Source organism: Methylovirgula sp., from assembly GCF_037200945.1.
Lineage (GTDB): Bacteria > Pseudomonadota > Alphaproteobacteria > Rhizobiales > Beijerinckiaceae > Methylovirgula.
In genome coordinates, this window is the sequence record NZ_JBBCGP010000001.1 from 68997 (window position 1) to 83858 (window position 14862).

The 14862-nt window shown below is 61.3% G+C and carries 14 protein-coding genes; 8 read left to right on the forward strand and 6 right to left on the reverse strand.

Annotated elements, in window-relative coordinates; genetic code table 11:
* Window positions 1-18: 18 nt before the first annotated feature.
* The 5 genes from WDN02_RS00360 to WDN02_RS00380 all read left to right on the forward strand — a co-directional run bounded on the left by WDN02_RS00360 (window position 19) and on the right by WDN02_RS00380 (window position 5941).
* Window positions 19-1668: a long-chain fatty acid--CoA ligase gene (locus WDN02_RS00360; protein WP_337291610.1), complete on the forward strand. Its 1650-nt coding sequence runs from the start codon at window positions 19-21 to the stop codon at window positions 1666-1668.
* Window positions 1668-4310, forward strand: coding sequence for a ligase-associated DNA damage response DEXH box helicase (locus WDN02_RS00365; protein ID WP_337291611.1), 2643 nt, complete (start codon window positions 1668-1670; stop codon window positions 4308-4310). The genes WDN02_RS00360 and WDN02_RS00365 overlap by 1 nt, the downstream gene beginning before the upstream one ends.
* A 12-nt stretch (window positions 4311-4322) precedes the next feature.
* On the forward strand, window positions 4323-5039 hold the full coding sequence (gene pdeM / locus WDN02_RS00370; protein ID WP_337291612.1) for a ligase-associated DNA damage response endonuclease PdeM: 717 nt from the start codon (window positions 4323-4325) through the stop codon (window positions 5037-5039).
* A gap of 190 nt (window positions 5040-5229) precedes the next feature.
* The gene (locus WDN02_RS00375) at window positions 5230-5526 is read left to right on the forward strand and encodes a hypothetical protein (RefSeq protein WP_337291613.1); all 297 of its coding nucleotides are present in this window, start codon (window positions 5230-5232) and stop codon (window positions 5524-5526) included.
* Between the two features lie 67 nt (window positions 5527-5593).
* Window positions 5594-5941, forward strand: coding sequence for a hypothetical protein (locus WDN02_RS00380; protein WP_337291614.1), 348 nt, complete (start codon window positions 5594-5596; stop codon window positions 5939-5941).
* On the opposite strand, the gene WDN02_RS00385 is transcribed toward WDN02_RS00380, so the two are convergent.
* Window positions 5942-8893 (reverse strand): hypothetical protein, encoded by a 2952-nt coding sequence (locus WDN02_RS00385; protein WP_337291615.1) that lies wholly within the window; start codon window positions 8891-8893, stop codon window positions 5942-5944.
* A 254-nt stretch (window positions 8894-9147) separates the two neighbouring features.
* On the opposite strand from WDN02_RS00385, the gene WDN02_RS00390 reads away from it, so the two are divergent.
* Window positions 9148-9567 (forward strand): MerR family DNA-binding transcriptional regulator, encoded by a 420-nt coding sequence (locus WDN02_RS00390; RefSeq protein ID WP_337291616.1) that lies wholly within the window; start codon window positions 9148-9150, stop codon window positions 9565-9567.
* A gap of 2 nt (window positions 9568-9569) precedes the next feature.
* Here WDN02_RS00390 and WDN02_RS00395 read toward each other — a convergent pair whose 3' ends face one another.
* From WDN02_RS00395 to WDN02_RS00410, 4 genes are read right to left on the reverse strand one after another with little or no spacing between them, the layout of a single operon-like run.
* Window positions 9570-10811: an MFS transporter gene (locus tag WDN02_RS00395; protein WP_337291617.1), complete on the reverse strand. Its 1242-nt coding sequence runs from the start codon at window positions 10809-10811 to the stop codon at window positions 9570-9572.
* A gap of 4 nt (window positions 10812-10815) precedes the next feature.
* Window positions 10816-11145 (reverse strand): hypothetical protein, encoded by a 330-nt coding sequence (locus WDN02_RS00400; RefSeq protein ID WP_337291618.1) that lies wholly within the window; start codon window positions 11143-11145, stop codon window positions 10816-10818.
* Between the two features lie 2 nt (window positions 11146-11147).
* Window positions 11148-11708: an isochorismatase family protein gene (locus WDN02_RS00405; RefSeq protein WP_337291619.1), complete on the reverse strand. Its 561-nt coding sequence runs from the start codon at window positions 11706-11708 to the stop codon at window positions 11148-11150.
* A gap of 24 nt (window positions 11709-11732) precedes the next feature.
* A complete protein-coding gene (locus WDN02_RS00410; RefSeq protein WP_337291620.1) occupies window positions 11733-12194 on the reverse strand; it encodes a MarR family transcriptional regulator in 462 nt (153 codons plus the stop codon).
* 131 nt (window positions 12195-12325) lie between these two features.
* Here WDN02_RS00410 and hemH point away from each other — a divergent pair, with 131 nt between their 5' ends.
* The gene (gene hemH, locus WDN02_RS00415; RefSeq protein WP_337291621.1) at window positions 12326-13345 is read left to right on the forward strand and encodes a ferrochelatase; all 1020 of its coding nucleotides are present in this window, start codon (window positions 12326-12328) and stop codon (window positions 13343-13345) included.
* Between the two features lie 107 nt (window positions 13346-13452).
* Window positions 13453-13782 (forward strand): hypothetical protein, encoded by a 330-nt coding sequence (locus tag WDN02_RS00420; RefSeq protein WP_337291622.1) that lies wholly within the window; start codon window positions 13453-13455, stop codon window positions 13780-13782.
* Here the strand turns inward: WDN02_RS00420 and galE are convergent.
* Window positions 13773-14789, reverse strand: a complete 1017-nt coding sequence (galE, locus tag WDN02_RS00425) for a UDP-glucose 4-epimerase GalE (RefSeq protein WP_337291623.1) — start codon at window positions 14787-14789, stop codon at window positions 13773-13775. The two genes, WDN02_RS00420 and galE, sit on opposite strands and share 10 nt — an antisense overlap.
* Window positions 14790-14862 lie beyond the last annotated feature (73 nt).

Below are 14862 nucleotides of genomic sequence, written 5' to 3' on the forward strand. Positions count from 1 at the left end.
ATGCGCTAGATTGCCGCCATGTTGAGCGATGCCGGAAAGCCCATTGCTGTTTCATCGGTCCCGGCCCTGCTGGAGCAGGCCGCTAGCGCGTTTCCAGATCATAATGCGTTGGATTTTTTCGGTCGTAAGCTGACCTACACCGACCTGGCGCATCAAGTCGACCGCGCCGCGCGCGGTTTCCAGCGTCTCGGCGTCGTGCACGGCACGCGAGTCGGCCTCTGTCTGCCCAATACGCCCTATTTCGTCATCGCGTATTTCGCGGTGCTGAAAGCTGGCGGAATCGTCGTCAATTTCAATCCGCTCCAGGTCGCGCGCGAGATTGCGCGCCAGATCGAGGACTCCGGCACGACCATCATGGTCACGCTCGACGTGGCGAAAATCTATCCCAAGATCGCTGAGGCTTTGGAGACGACCTCGCTGGAAAAAGTCGTCATCTGCTCGCTGTGCGCGGCGCTGCCCACAGGCAAGGGACTGCTCTTTCGTCTCTTCAAGGCCCGGGAGCTCGCCAGGATTCCGCGCAACGCGAAACACGTTCGTTTCGAGAAATTGTTCGCTGACCGCACGCCGATGACGCCAGTGACCATCAATCCGGTGATTGATCTCGCAGTTCTGCAATACACCGGCGGCACCACCGGCGTCCCGAAGGGCGCGATGCTCAGCCATGCGAACCTCACCGCGAATGTCGCGCAGATTATCGATCGCGTGCCGGTCCTCCGGCCGGGTCAGGAGAGCGCGATCGTCTTGCTGCCGCTCTTCCACGTCTTCGGGATGACGACGAGCATGAACCTCTGCGTCGCGCTCGGTTTCGAGATGATATTGCTACCCAGTCTGGATCTGCCGCAATTGTTGAAACTGATCGTCAGCAAGAAGCCGACGCTCTTCCCCGGCGTGCCCAGTCTTTTCGCGACATTGAGCAACATGGCGGAGCATGGCACGTTCGATCTATCGTCGATCCGCTTTTGCATATCCGGCGGCGCGCCATTGCCGCTTGAAACGCGGCAGCGTTTCGAGACCCTGACCGGCTGCAAACTCATCGAGGGCTATGGCTTGACGGAAGCTTCGCCTGTCGTCGCCGCCAATCCGCTCGATGCACCGTATAAGAATGAATCGGTCGGACCACCGCTGAAAGAAACGATCGTCGAAATTCGCTCACTCGACGATCCTATGAAAATCCTCCGCGCCGGCGAACGTGGCGAAATCTGCCTGCGCGGGCCGCAGATCATGGCCGGCTATTGGCGCAACCTCCAAGAGACGAAGGCCGCCTTTGTCGAAGGCGCCTTGCGAACCGGCGATGTCGGCTATCTCGATCAAGACGGCGACCTTTTCCTCGTCGACCGGATCAAGGACATCATCATTTGCAACGGATTCAAAATTTACCCACGCGCGATCGAGGAAGCGCTTGTGCAACATCCCGCGGTCGATGAGGCGGTGGCGATAGGAATTGCCGACGCGGTGCGTGGACACGTGCCAAAAGCTTTCGTCACGCTCCTGCCTGGCGCTGCCACAACGCCAGATATGCTTCTGGAATTTCTCAAAACCCATTTATCCCGGCTCGAAATGCCGCGCGTGATTGAAATTCGCGCGGCACTCCCCAAAACCAATATCGGCAAGATCAGCCGCAAGGATCTGGTTTTGGAGGAAGAACGTTTGCACGCGGTTTCGGAGTAATGGCGACTCGGCGCCTCAAATCGCAGACCAAGACCTCCTCAGAAGAAAGCTTGTTGCCACCGCGCTTCGCGGAATTTTTCACGCGCCGCGGCTGGACGCCGCGCCAACATCAGCTCGCGCTTTTGAAACATGCCGAAGCCGGCGAGGACGTGCTGTTGATCGCGCCGACTGGCGCCGGCAAAACGCTCGCGGGTTTTCTGCCGACGCTCATCGATCTCGATAGGCCGCGAAACCGCCGGGGCCTGCACACGCTCTACCTGTCGCCGCTGAAAGCTCTCGCGACTGACGTTGCGCGCAATCTCGAAATTCCCATCGCCGAGATGGGCCTCAACATCCGGGCGGAGACGCGTACCGGCGATACATCGATGTCGAGGCGCCAGCGTCAACGCCGCGATCCGCCCGACATCCTCCTGACGACGCCGGAGCAACTCGCACTTCTGCTGGCCAGCGCCGACGCACGCTTTCTTTTCGCTGACCTTAAGCGCGTCATCATTGATGAATTGCATTCGCTGACAGCGTCGAAACGCGGCGATCTTCTGAGCCTTGATCTCGCCCGCCTGCGCGACATCGCGCCGCAAATGCGCGCCACCGGATTGTCCGCGACCGTGCGCGATCCCGACGAATTGCGCCGCTGGCTGGTGTCGCAATCGCACGATGCATTAGATCACGATGGTTTTGGATCGGATCGATCTAAAACCATGAACGTGATCGATTCTAAAAATTTAGAGCCGGATTCACGCGAAAAACCGGTACCCACTTTTTCGCATCCGGCTCTAGCCCACCTCGTCACAACGCCGCCCGGCGCCAGACCGGATATTTCGATCCTCGATACGACCGAACACCTGCCCTGGTCCGGCCATACGACACGCCACGCGATCGCCGAGGTTTATCGCCTCATTAAAACCGCGCATATGAGCCTCGTCTTCGTCAACACACGTGCGCTTGCCGAATTCGCTTTCGCCGAGCTCTGGCGGATCAACGAAGACAAACTACCGATCGCCCTGCATCACGGCTCGCTCGATGTCGGGCAGCGCCGTCGCGTCGAGGCTGCGATGTCCGAAGGCCGCCTGAAAGCCGTCGTCTGCACCTCGACGCTGGACCTCGGCATCGATTGGGGCGACGTCGATCTTGTCATCAATCTCGGCGCGCCGAAAGGCGCGAGCCGGCTGATGCAGCGGATCGGCCGCGCCAATCACCGGCTTGATGAGCCCTCGCGCGCGATCCTTGTACCCTCGAACCGTTTTGAAGTGCTCGAATGCCGCGCCGCGGTCGATGCGGCCTATGCCGGCGAGCAGGATACGGCGCTCGCGCGCAGCGGTGCGCTCGATGTCCTCTGTCAGCACATTCTCGGCATGGCTTGCGCTGAGCCGTTTCTCGCGGGCGATCTTTTCAAAGAAGTCGTTTCGGCCGAGCCCTATCGCGCGCTGACGCGCGAGGAATTCGACGCCGCGCTCGCCTTCGTCGCGCACGGCGGCTATGCGCTCGCTTCCTACGACCGCTTCGCCAAAATCAAGCAGCAAAAGGATGGCATGTGGCGCATCGCCAATGGCCGCGTCGCGCAGACTTATCGGATGAATGTCGGCACGATCGTCGAGGCCGATATGCTCAAAGTCCGGCTCGTGCGCGGCAAGCCGGACAAGGGTGATGCCTATACCGGCCCGCTGCGGCGCGGCGGACGTATCCTCGGCCAGATCGAGGAATATTTTCTCGAGACGCTGGCGCCGCAGGACACGTTTCTCTTCGGCGGCGAAATCCTAGCGCTGCAGGGCATTGTCGAGAACGAAGCGCTGGTCTCACGCGCCCACGCCGAAGCGCCGAAAATCCCGTCCTACGATGGGGGCAAATTTCCACTCTCCACGCATCTCGCCAAGCGCGTGCGCGAGATGGCCGGCGATCCGAAACAATGGCACGAATTGCCGGAGCCCGTTGCCGAATGGCTCGGTTTGCAGGCGCAACGCTCGGCGCTGCCGCCGGCGGATCGTCTGCTCGTCGAAACCTTTCCGCGCGGCAGTCACTTCCATCTCGTCGCTTACCCGTTCGAAGGGCGCCTCGCACACCAGACGCTCGGCATGTTGCTGACGCGGCGAATGGAACGCATGGGCCTGAAGCCGCTCGGCTTCGTCGCCAACGATTACGCCATCGGCGTCTGGGGCGCTGCCGATGTTGCCGCGGCGATCAAGACAAAGCGCGCCAGCCTCGCGGCGCTCTTTTCCGAGGACATGCTCGGCGACGACCTTGAAGCGTGGCTGCTGGAATCCTCATTGATGAAACGCAGCTTCCGCAATTGTGCGATCATCTCCGGTATGATCGAACGCAATCTCCCCGGCAAGGAAAAGACCGGCCGACAGGTGACGATCTCGACCGATCTGATCTACGACGTTTTGCGCCGCCACGAACCAGACCATATCCTGCTGCGCGCGACACGGCAGGATGCCGCGCTGGGTCTGCTCGACCTGCCGCGCCTCGCCAAAATGTTGGCGCGTGTCCGGGGCCGAATCATGCATAAAGAGCTGAAGCGCGTGTCGCCGCTGGCGGTGCCGATTCTTCTCGAAATCGGCCGCGTGCCGGTTTATGGCGAGGCGCGCGAGGCGATCCTTGCGGAAGCGTCGGCAGCGCTGACCAAAGAGGCGGCGGAAGGCTAAGACGAACGGCAAATGAATATTGCAATTCCACAGGCGAGCCACGCTGGCTCACCCCCTGCCCTCGACCTCGGCGCTGCAAGCTTCGTCGCTGATACGATGGGCGCGCTTTACTGGCCCGAGGAGCGGCTGCTCGTGGTGGCCGACCTGCACCTCGAAAAGGGCTCTGCCTACGCCCGCCGGCGGGTCTTTCTGCCGCCTTACGATACGGCCATGACGCTGGCGGCGCTTTCTGCGCTCATCGCCCGCTACATGCCGCTTGCGGTCATCGCCCTGGGTGATTCCTTCCATGATGTCGAAGGCGGCGCGCGTCTGCCGGCGCAATTCCGCGCGGCCTTGCGGCAATTGCAGACCGGCCGGCATTGGGTCTGGATCGCCGGCAATCACGATCCGTATCTACCGGAAGACCTCGGCGGCGCACGCCATGACGAACTTGCGATCACCAACATCGTCTTCCGCCATGAACCGACGCCCAACGCAGAGGCGTTCGAAATCGCCGGCCATCTGCACCCAGTCGCCCGGGTCGCGGGTCGCGCGGGCTCGCTGCGGCGGCGCTGCTTTTTGAGTGACGGGCGGCGCTGCATTCTGCCTGCTTTCGGCGCCTATGCAGGCGGTCTCAACCTGCACGATCAAGCCTTCGCACCGCTCTTCTCAGGCCGCGAGCGTTTCGCCCATGTGATGGGCCGTGAGCGCGTCTATAGAATCTCGCACCGGAATTGCCTGCCCGACTAGCTCGATAAAATTCGCGCGAGCGACCGCACCTTTTGCCGCGCTGCAACGTTGCCCAGAGCGGATTTTTGACGGGGGCGTCATGAGGCGATGCGGAATTCTATTTTTGTGCCTATTGACGGTCGCGGGCTGCTCGCGCGGTGACGTTGAAATAGCCAAGCAGGCGCGCACCAGCCTGCTCGGAATGTCCCAAGTGGACCTCGAGTCCTGCCTCGGCCTGCCGGATCAGAAGGTCACGGACGGCAAGACGACGCTCTTCATGTACAATGCCAATTCCTCCCACAGCTTGAGCTTGACGATCCCGATCATCGATTTCGTCGGCGCCTCGTTCAGCGGCTATTGCCACGCGACCTTCCGCTTCGAAAAAGATCGCGTCATCGCCGTCCATTACAGTGGCGATACGGATGATCCGCTTGGCGGTGGCCAGGACGCCGTCTGCGCGCCGATTGTGCGCTCGTGTTTTGCCCAACGCGCCAGTTCGCAACCCTGACGCGGTCTGAATTGCCTGTTCTCGCGATCCTCGCTATGAGAGATTCGCTCGGCGCGAGAGGGGAATCATGGCGAAACACGCGGTGTTCAGACCGGATAGATTGGTTGCGGTTGCCGTTTTCGGGCTCTGCGCCGTTTCGCAGGCGCAGGCGGCGGCCAGTACGCAAATGATGGGCAACATCGGTGACGCCAACAAAGCCTCTGGCCTTATTCGCCATTATACGCTAGACGGCGACCGGCGCACGATCGACGCCGTGGCCGCCGTGCCAAATGGCGGCGTTAGCGACGACGTCATTCGCAAAGTGACCGTCGAAACCGCGCACGATATTTGCGCCGACCCGCGCGGCGCCGGATGGACGCTGCGGGTTTTTCTGCCCGATCAAACGGCGCCGATCGCGACCTGCCGGTTCCGCTAATTACAGCATCGACACTTTCGGCCGCTGGCCGAAGCTCAACGGCGCTTCCGAAGACGACGGCCGCGGGCTTGTGTTGATCACCGGCAGAGCCACGTCATTGGCTGAGGCTGACGGCCTGCGTGGATGGAAAGCGTCGGCCATCGCCTTTGCGCTGGCGAGTTGGGCCGCCGAGAGCCGCGCGCCGACATCATCACGCTTATTGGCCGAATCCGTATCGCCCTGTTTCGCCGCGAGGTCGAACCAGACGTAGGAGGCAACGAAATCCTGCGATACGCCCATGCCGCGCGCCAGCAGCACGGCATAATTATATTGGCTGTCGCGGACGCCATAATCGGCAGCTTGTTTGAACCAATGCGCCGCCATCGCATAATCCGGACGACCGCTGTCACCGCCGTCCGCGGCAAGCACCGCGAGATTGTGCATAGCGCGAATGTTACCTTGCAGGGCCGCCTTTTGATAAAGCGCCTGCGCCTTATTCGTATCGCGCGCGACGCCGAGGCCCTTTTCATAGAACGACGCGAGCCGGTATTGCGCCGGGGCAAAGCCCTGCGACGCGGCCTTGTCATACCATTGCGCCGCTGTTTGCAGGTCGCGCGGCAACACGCGGCCGTCCGTGTAACTCACCGCAAGCGCAAATTGCGCCGGCGCGCTCCCGTCGCGCGCTTCGCTACGCAGGTCCGCAAGAGAAATATCGCGCGGCCTTGAGGGTTGAAATGCGCGCGAATGATCGATCGATCCGGTCGCCATCGGATCGACGCCGGTCATGGACGGTGGCGAGGGTGGCGGCGTGACCATGGAATTGGGTGATAGGGCGCTGTCATCGACTTTGGCCGGCGCGTCCATCGTCATGGCCGGCGTCTGCGACGGGCTAGACGATGGCGGCGGCGGGTTGACGCTGACGACCGCCGCCGGCGGCTCGAGGTCCGAGATTTTCGTTGGCGGATGGCCGAGGCTTTTCAAAACCGCGTAAGCGCCAATGGCGACAAAGATTGCCGCGAGAGAGAGAACGACCGGGCGCCGATATTGGGCGAAAATCGTTCGCGTGCCTTGCAGAAGCCCCGTTTTGCTTTCGCCGATGGGGACCGCCCCCGGACGTACTTGCGACAGCATCGAAGCTGACACAGTCTCGCGCTGAGCCGCTTGCGCCGCCCGGCGTGCGGCGGCGATGAAATCCGAACGCGATGTGGATGTATCGGGCGCGTCCGGCAGCGCAGGTGGCAGGCCGTTGGAATTGACGTTGCGGCCGCGATAGCCACTGCCCGGCTCAATCAAAAAATCTTCCGTCGCGCCGAACGGTGGCTCCGGCGGCCGCATGTCGTCGCGGCGCTCGACAAAAGGCGGCGTTGGGCTAGCGGGCGTCGGATTATATGGCGGCGGCGGTAAATCGTTGGGCCCACCGCGGCGCTCGGTCAATTCGGTCTCGAATGTCGAGAGACGTTCGACGACCTTCTCGAGCGTTTCGTGGACGGCGTTCAAGGTCGATAAGGTGCGCTTGTCGGCCTGCTCCTGCCTGTCGCGCAGTTCGCCCAGTTCGCCCGCGATCTTTTCCCGTTCGGCGGTATGCTCGGAACCGGTCAGCGCCTCGCGAACGGCGTTGCGCGCGCTCTGTTCTGCTGCTTCGAGGCTGACAGTCCGCGTGCGCTCAAATTCCCCGAAAAGTGCGCCGATCGTGCGCTCCAGCGCATTCAGCGAAAGCGCCGGATTTGAAGCTTCCATCCGCTGCGCGAGCTGAGTGATCTGCTCTTCCAGCGCTTCGATCGCATGATGGTCCGCCTGCGGCGCCACGGCGCGCTCGATCTTGTCGGACAGCGAGCGCACCAGCTCTTCGAGTGCGCTCGTATCGGGCGCCGTGCGCTGCACGTCGGCAATGCGCGCGGACAGGCCTTCATGAACAGTGTCGATGCGACTGGAAAGATCGTGATAGCGGCTCTCATCGCGCGCTGCATTCAGCGATTCCTCGACCTTCGCCGCGATCTGCTCGAGCCGCGCTTCAATAACGGAAAACTGCGCCGGCTCCGCGCCGCGCACACTGGCGAAATTTTCACGCGGCGGTGTGGCTCGCTGCCCACTGAGGCTTTGAGCGAGTTCGGCAACCTGACGCTCGATTCGCTCGACCGGCAGCGGCCGCGCGATGGCCGCAGAGAGAAGATCGCGAATTTCACGCGTCTGTGCCTGAATATGACCGAACGCAGCGGGATCGACGCCGGCGCGACCAAGGTCGTCTATCTTTAAACCGAGCTTGCTGACCTCGCTTTCGAGGCCCTTGATCGTCATCCGCGGATCAATCTCCGCGAGCGATTGGCGCAATTCGGCGACGAGCTCTTCCATAGGCCGCAAGATCGCGTCCCTAGTTCCGCCATTGCGCGATTCTTCGATCTTTTGCGACAGGCCGCGTATGGCCGCTTCAACGGTCGCCACTGAGCCGCGCGACGCGACATCGCGCAAAGCTTCCGACATCGCGCCGATCTCACTGCGCAACTTGTCGAGGTTGCAGACGGGCGGCGCGGCGTAGCGCGCAGTCTGCTCGCGCTGCATGGCGTCAAGTTTGGCCGAAAGTCCGGCGATATCGTTCTGAAGCGTGACCAGCGACGTTGCGCGCACGCGCGCTTCGTAGGGTTGCGGATCCGGCTGTCCCATAACCGGGTCGCGCGACGGGGCAGCCCGCAGGGCATCCAACTCTCGCTGGCGCCGCGAAATTTCGGAGATCGTCGTGCCCAGCGAAGGTCGCCGGGGGGCCGGAGCCGGAACGGTCCAGTTCACAGGCTGGGCTTCAGCGGCGGCTGTCACAGCCGCGAGCAGGCTGTTAAGCTTTGCTTCGACGCGGTTCAGCTCCGCGCCATAGACGCGGCCTGCGGTCTCATCCGGCAAAACCGGCGGACTGCCCGGCGCGGGATGCTGTCCCTGCGCCGACTTGGAAGAATCCCCGCTTTTCCACGGAAAAGCTTTGATCATGTTCGCTCCGGAGGGACCGCTTAGCCTGTCCTTTGCCCCAACTTTTTCAAGTCAAATGGCGTCGAATCAAACTTTTCGCTGCGTCGCGTTCTCTCCACGAATTTCGGTAACTGCGGTAAACAACGGGTTAATGTTGATAGATTTTGAGACAGTTCGGCGCTTTTAGATTGTATTTATTAACAAGTGCAATTTGAAGTTGTGCGCCGCCATGATTCAGTCCACCTTAGCCTGCGCTCGACGGAAGGGAGTGAGCGATGGAAATGAAGCAAGGCCAAACCGCCAATGGAGCTACGCCATCGGACACCGAAGGCGAGCCCCATATGACCATCGGCGAGATGGCGCGTGAGTTCAATGTGAGCCTGCGGACGCTGCGCTTTTATGAGGATCGCGGCCTTCTACATCCGCTGCGCAATGGCGTGACACGCCTCTATCCCACCCGCGACCGCCTGCATCTGCAGCTGATTCTAAGGGGCCGCCATCTCGGCTTCACATTGAGCGAAATCGCCACGCTGCTCTCCGATCAGGACCTCTCCGGCGAGGGAGCCCGGCTTAAATTGGCGCCGGATCAGATCCGGGCGCAAATCCGCCATCTCGAGCGCCAGCGCGAGACCCTCGATGCCGCAATTGCCGAGTTGCGTCTAGCCGAAATTCAGCTGACCCAAACGCCGAGCTGATTTCAGGCTTCTCTGGCCTTATCGGGCCGGATGTCGGGACGCGAAGAATATCTGACGAGATAGGCGCACGCGATCATCGCCGCGACAAAACCTGAAGCGGCACCGAGGCCAAGCGCCACGCGCGGACCAAGACGATCCGCGACCCACCCGATGATTGGCGCTCCTAACGGCGTTCCACCCAACGCAATGGCAAGCAGAATGGCCAGGACACGCCCGCGCATCTGCGGCGGGATCGAAAGCTGAACGAGGCTATTGGTCGAGGTCGTGAAGGTCTGCACGGCGAAGCCCACAATGACAAGCACGAGGCCAAAGAAAATATACGTCGGCGTCAGCGCGGCGAGCCCGCAAGCCAAACCGAAAAGCAGCGCACCGACGAGCAGAATTTGCATATTCGGATTGCCGCGCCGCGCCGTGAATAGCGCGCCAGCGATGGAGCCTAGCGCCATCATCGAGGTCAGAAATCCGAACCGGCCTGCGCCCGCATGAAAAACCGAGACCGCCATCGTTGAGATAAAAATCGGAAAATTAAGCCCGAACATGCCGACCACCAGGAGCATCAGCAGAATGGTCTTGAGATCTCCTCGTTGCCAGACATAGCGAAACCCTTCGATCAGACCGCCGCGTCGCCGCTCACTTCGATCACGTGAATGGAGTGCGTCGCCGCGCAGGCACACGAGGGAAGCAAGCACCGCAAGAAACGACGCAGCATTGATCAGGAAGACCGCGCCGGTGCCAACGGCCGCGATAAGAAGACCCGCGGCGGCCGGCCCGATCATCCGCGCGGCGTTGAACGACGTTGAATTCAACGCAAGCGCGTTGCCGAGGTCGGCCTCCCCGACAAGTTCGGAAACAAAGGCCTGGCGTGCCGGCATATCGAAGGCGGCCGCGCAGCCAAGCAGAAACGCAAAAATATCGACCTGCCACAACCGGACGAGACCTGTGACAACCAAAATGCCAAGCGCCAACGCGAGAAGTCCCATTGCCGTCTGCGTCGCGAAAATGAGCTTGCGTTTGTCAAAGTGGTCGGCCGCATAACCGGTCACGGGCAGCAGCAAAACCTGCGGTGCGAACTGGAGCGCCACGACGATGCCGACGGCAGATGCATTGTTATGCGTCAGTGCCGTCAGCACCAGCCAATCCTGGGCCGTGCGCTGCATCCACGACCCGATATTCGAGACAAGCGAGCCGGCGGCCCAGACACGAAAGTTGAAAACCTTCAGCGAACGGAATGTGCCCCCGGCCATGCCGTCAGGCGCCCGTGGGCGAATTGCCGCCGTGGAACCGCCCGAACAGGCGCGCGCACATCACACTGATAAACAGGACGCCCGCACCAAGGGCGATGACGTGATCCGCGGAATAGAGATCGAAGTTTCCCACGCGGGCGAGGAGAAGGTAGGCGAAGGCGAAGTTGGCAAATCCCCAGAGCACGTTCACGGTCGAGGATGAAAGACCTTCGCCCGGCGGTTTGGCGAATGGACTTTGGAACGGCCTTCCCATTATGCCGCTGACGAAATGCGGAACAGCATTCGCGAGAAAAGCGCCGCCGAAAAAGTAGGATATTTCGTGAGGCCATTGCATGCTCAAGCGCCCTTTTCTAGGAGGCCGATGATCTCCCGTGTCGTGCCCGTCTCGCCAAGGCGCGGAAAGATGCGCGTGAGGCTGTTTTCGTGGGCGGCGAGGTTGAGATCGGTCACGGCGTCGGTTGCGATCGTCACATTGAAACCGAGTGCATAGGCTTCGCGCGCCGTCGACTCGACGCCAATGCTTGTTGCAACGCCTGCAAGGACGACTTGCGTCACACCGGCCTCCTTCAAAAGCGCGTCGAGATCAGTATGGGCGAAGGCGCCCCAGGTGTGCTTCGTGACTTTGTGATCGGCCGGCTGAACATTCAGCTCGGGAATGAGATCGGTCCACCCCGACGGAAATTCGCGAGCGCTGTGCGCCTGCTCATTGCGGCCTGGCGCGCCACCGGCGACATTGACCAGCACGACCGGCAGGCCAAGCTTTCGGAACGCTGCGGCAAGCGTGGCCGCATTGGCAATGACCTCGCCAATCGGATGGACAGCCGGCAGCGCGACAATGCCCTTTTGCAAATCGATGATGATGAGCGCGGTTTTCGGATCCAGCGTTGTGACCGGCATATCATTCCTTCCAGAGATGGGATTTTAATCGACGAGGCGTTGCAGCAGCTTCAGTCCGCGCGCGAGTTCGTCCTGTTCCGCGGGCGTCAATTTCGCTTCGATAACGGCGAGCAGCCGATCCTCGCGCGCGATCCGGCTTGCATCGATCAATTCGCGGCAGGCTTCGGTCAGCGACAGGAGAGTCTGGCGTCCATCGGCGGGATCGGGCGTGCCGCGCACCAGACCGGCGGCTTCAAGAGCGGCCACCGTCGCCCCCATCGATTGCGGCCGCACGCCTTGCTCGCGCGCGAGATTCGAGACCGTCGCCGGGCCTTCGCGGTCGAGGCGGCTCAGCACCGCAAGTTGCGACAAGGTGAGATCGCCGGCCGTCGCCTGCTCACGCAGCCGCCGTTTCAAATTGCTGAACACGATGCGCAGCTCGCGCGCCAAAATGGCGGCGCGGGCGTGCTGGTCCTCTCCTTGATCCTCTTGCGCCTTTTTGCTCATACCGAAAATCTAACATATGAGAAGGATATCTGCAAAGGTTAACTGTAAAGTTTTCCTTCCTAGATGTCATTCTGGCGCCGGCGCGGAAATCCTCCTATGGAAGGGGCCTGTATTCACCGCATAGGCTGTTCGTGACAGACGCTTCCGTGCCCGGCTCGAAAATCGGTATTCTGCTGGTCAATCTCGGCACGCCGGACGCCACCGATTTCTGGTCGGTACGGCGCTATCTGAAGGAATTCCTCTCAGATCCTCGCGTCATCGAGGCGCCCCGCTGGCAATGGTGGCCCATCCTCAACCTCATCGTGCTGACGATACGGCCGGGCCGCAGCGGCAAGGCCTATGCGGCCGTTTGGGATAAGCTGGGCCCGGGCAGCCCTTTGCGGGCCGCGACGGAAGGTCAGGGGAAAAAACTCACGGCCTGGGTGGCTGGCGGTGGCCTTGGCGCCGCGCGACCTATCGTCGAATGGGCGATGCGCTACGGCACCCCAAGCATTCCGGACAAACTGGCGAAATTGACCGCGGCCGGCTGCGATCGCGTGCTCGTCTTTCCGCTCTATCCGCAATATTCCGCGACGACGACGGCGACCGTTTGCGACGCGGTTTTTTCCGAACTCGAAAAGATGCGCCTGCAACCCGCCTTGCGGACAATCCCGGCCTACCCGACGGACCGCGTCTACATTGCGGCGCTCGCGCAATCCTATCGCGACTTTGCTGCTTCGCTGAATTTCACGCCCGATGCGTTGCTCTTGTCCTTTCACGGTCTGCCGCAAAGCTATGCCGACAAGGGCGATCCCTATCCGGTGCAATGCGCCGCCACGTATCAGGCTTTGGCGGCCGCGCTCGCCAACGACGTCAAAGCGACGCATATGAGCTTTCAATCGCGCTTCGGCCGCGCCGAATGGCTAAAACCCTACACGTCTGATCGCGTGCGCGAACTTGCCCGCAACGGCTGCAAGAATCTTGTCGTGATGGCACCCGGGTTTGTCGCCGATTGCGTCGAGACGCTCGAAGAACTCGACATGGAAAACCAGCATTTTTTCCTCAAAGCCGGCGGCGAGAATTACGCTACAGTGCCTTGTCTTAACGACAGCGAAGAAGGCATGCGGGTGATTTATGAGCTTGTTACCCGCGAGTTGAAAGGCTGGATTTGACCGCGTGCGCCGGCACACGCGAGCGCGTTTGCGCTTAGCCTGGCCGTCACCATATTTCGCCTGCCCGGCCACGCATGGCCGCGGTTCTTGATTGGGAGGAGATTTTTATGAGGACTGCAAAATTCGCCCTCGGCCTTTTGTGTGCCGCGACTTTGATTGGCGCGCCGCAAGTCGAAGCCAAGCCCGGCGGTTGCCTGAAGTACGGCGTGGCGGGCGCGGTCGCCGGTCATTATGCAGGTCATCATGCCATGAAGGGCGCGATCGCCGGCTGTCTCGCCGGCATAGCCCGCCGCAAAGCGTATAACGACGAATTGGCGCGGCAAAAGGCAGACGCGGCGAAGAAAAACGCCGCGATCACCGGAGCTCCCGTCGAATCGCCTCCGCCAACAACGAGCGAGGCCCCTGCGACGGCCACGCCTGCGACTGATCAGAAGTAAGCCGACGCCGATCGCGCTTTCGGGATCGTCCCGTCGCGCAGTTTGCGCTCCCATGCATAAGCTTGGTTCACGATCTCGCGAAGATCGTCATATTGCGGTGTCCAGCCAAGCTTCGCCCGAATGCGATCCGCGCCCGCGACAAGCGCGGCCGGATCGCCAGGGCGGCGCGGCGACAGCCGCGTCTCAAAGTCGACGCCGGAAACATTTTTTACGACATCAACAACTTCGCGCACCGAATGACCGTGGCCGTAGCCACAATTGAGAACGAGACTCTCGCCGCTGGCGCGCAAATGTTTAAGTGCGAGCAGATGCGCCGCGATAAGATCGGTGACGTGGATATAATCGCGCACGCAGGTGCCATCAGCGGTCGCATAATCGGTGCCGAAAATATCAAGGCCTGGACGCATTCCAAGCGCAGCTTGCACTGCAACCTTTATCAGGTGTGTCGCGTTAGGGGTGGACTGGCCAAGACGGCCTTTCGGATCGGCGCCCGCAACGTTGAAATAGCGCAGCGCCACATAGGAAAGCCCATGCGCGCGAGCAGCATCTTCGAGAATCCACTCGACCATGAGTTTAGATCGGCCATACGGATTGATCGGCGCCGGCGACGCCTCCTCGAAAATGGGATTAATGGCGGGCTCGCCGTAAACGGCAGCGGTGGAGGAAAAAATAAATTTTCCGATGCCGTTCCGTACAGCGAATTCCAGGAGAGCTCGGGCCTTGACCGTGTTGTTGAGATAATAGCCGAGTGGGTCGGAGACTGATTCCGGCACGACGATTTTCGCCGCAAAATGCGCAATCGCATCGATATGATGTGCGGCGGCAATGGCGCGAAGCTTTGCTTCGTCGCTGATGTCCCCGACCACGAGTGTCGCCGCCGAAGGCACGGCCCAGGCAAATCCCGTTGAAAGATCATCGAGAACAACAACCTGCTCGCCGGCATCGAGCAGCGCCAAAACCATGTGGCCGCCAATATACCCCGCCCCTCCGGTGACCAAGATCGCCATGCCGCGTTTTCTCCCGCTGTTAAGCTTTCGCCAATTCGCCAAAATTGCCAGATAGTTGCTCGCACTATAGGCA

Excerpts from the sequence above, each read along its gene's own strand:
- WDN02_RS00390 (WP_337291616.1), top strand. The coding sequence starts at position 9,148 with ATGGAAATGAAGCAAGGCCAAACCGCCAATGGAGCTACGCCATCGGAC.
- WDN02_RS00400 (WP_337291618.1), bottom strand. The coding sequence starts at position 11,145 with ATGCAATGGCCTCACGAAATATCCTACTTTTTCGGCGGCGCTTTTCTC.
- galE (WP_337291623.1), bottom strand. The coding sequence starts at position 14,789 with ATGGCGATCTTGGTCACCGGAGGGGCGGGGTATATTGGCGGCCACATG.
- WDN02_RS00395 (WP_337291617.1), bottom strand. The coding sequence starts at position 10,811 with ATGGCCGGGGGCACATTCCGTTCGCTGAAGGTTTTCAACTTTCGTGTC.
- WDN02_RS00360 (WP_337291610.1), top strand. The coding sequence starts at position 19 with ATGTTGAGCGATGCCGGAAAGCCCATTGCTGTTTCATCGGTCCCGGCC.
- WDN02_RS00380 (WP_337291614.1), top strand. The coding sequence starts at position 5,594 with ATGGCGAAACACGCGGTGTTCAGACCGGATAGATTGGTTGCGGTTGCC.
- WDN02_RS00385 (WP_337291615.1), bottom strand. The coding sequence starts at position 8,893 with ATGATCAAAGCTTTTCCGTGGAAAAGCGGGGATTCTTCCAAGTCGGCG.
- WDN02_RS00365 (WP_337291611.1), top strand. The coding sequence starts at position 1,668 with ATGGCGACTCGGCGCCTCAAATCGCAGACCAAGACCTCCTCAGAAGAA.
- WDN02_RS00405 (WP_337291619.1), bottom strand. The coding sequence starts at position 11,708 with ATGCCGGTCACAACGCTGGATCCGAAAACCGCGCTCATCATCATCGAT.
- WDN02_RS00420 (WP_337291622.1), top strand. The coding sequence starts at position 13,453 with ATGAGGACTGCAAAATTCGCCCTCGGCCTTTTGTGTGCCGCGACTTTG.
- WDN02_RS00410 (WP_337291620.1), bottom strand. The coding sequence starts at position 12,194 with ATGAGCAAAAAGGCGCAAGAGGATCAAGGAGAGGACCAGCACGCCCGC.
- pdeM (WP_337291612.1), top strand. The coding sequence starts at position 4,323 with ATGAATATTGCAATTCCACAGGCGAGCCACGCTGGCTCACCCCCTGCC.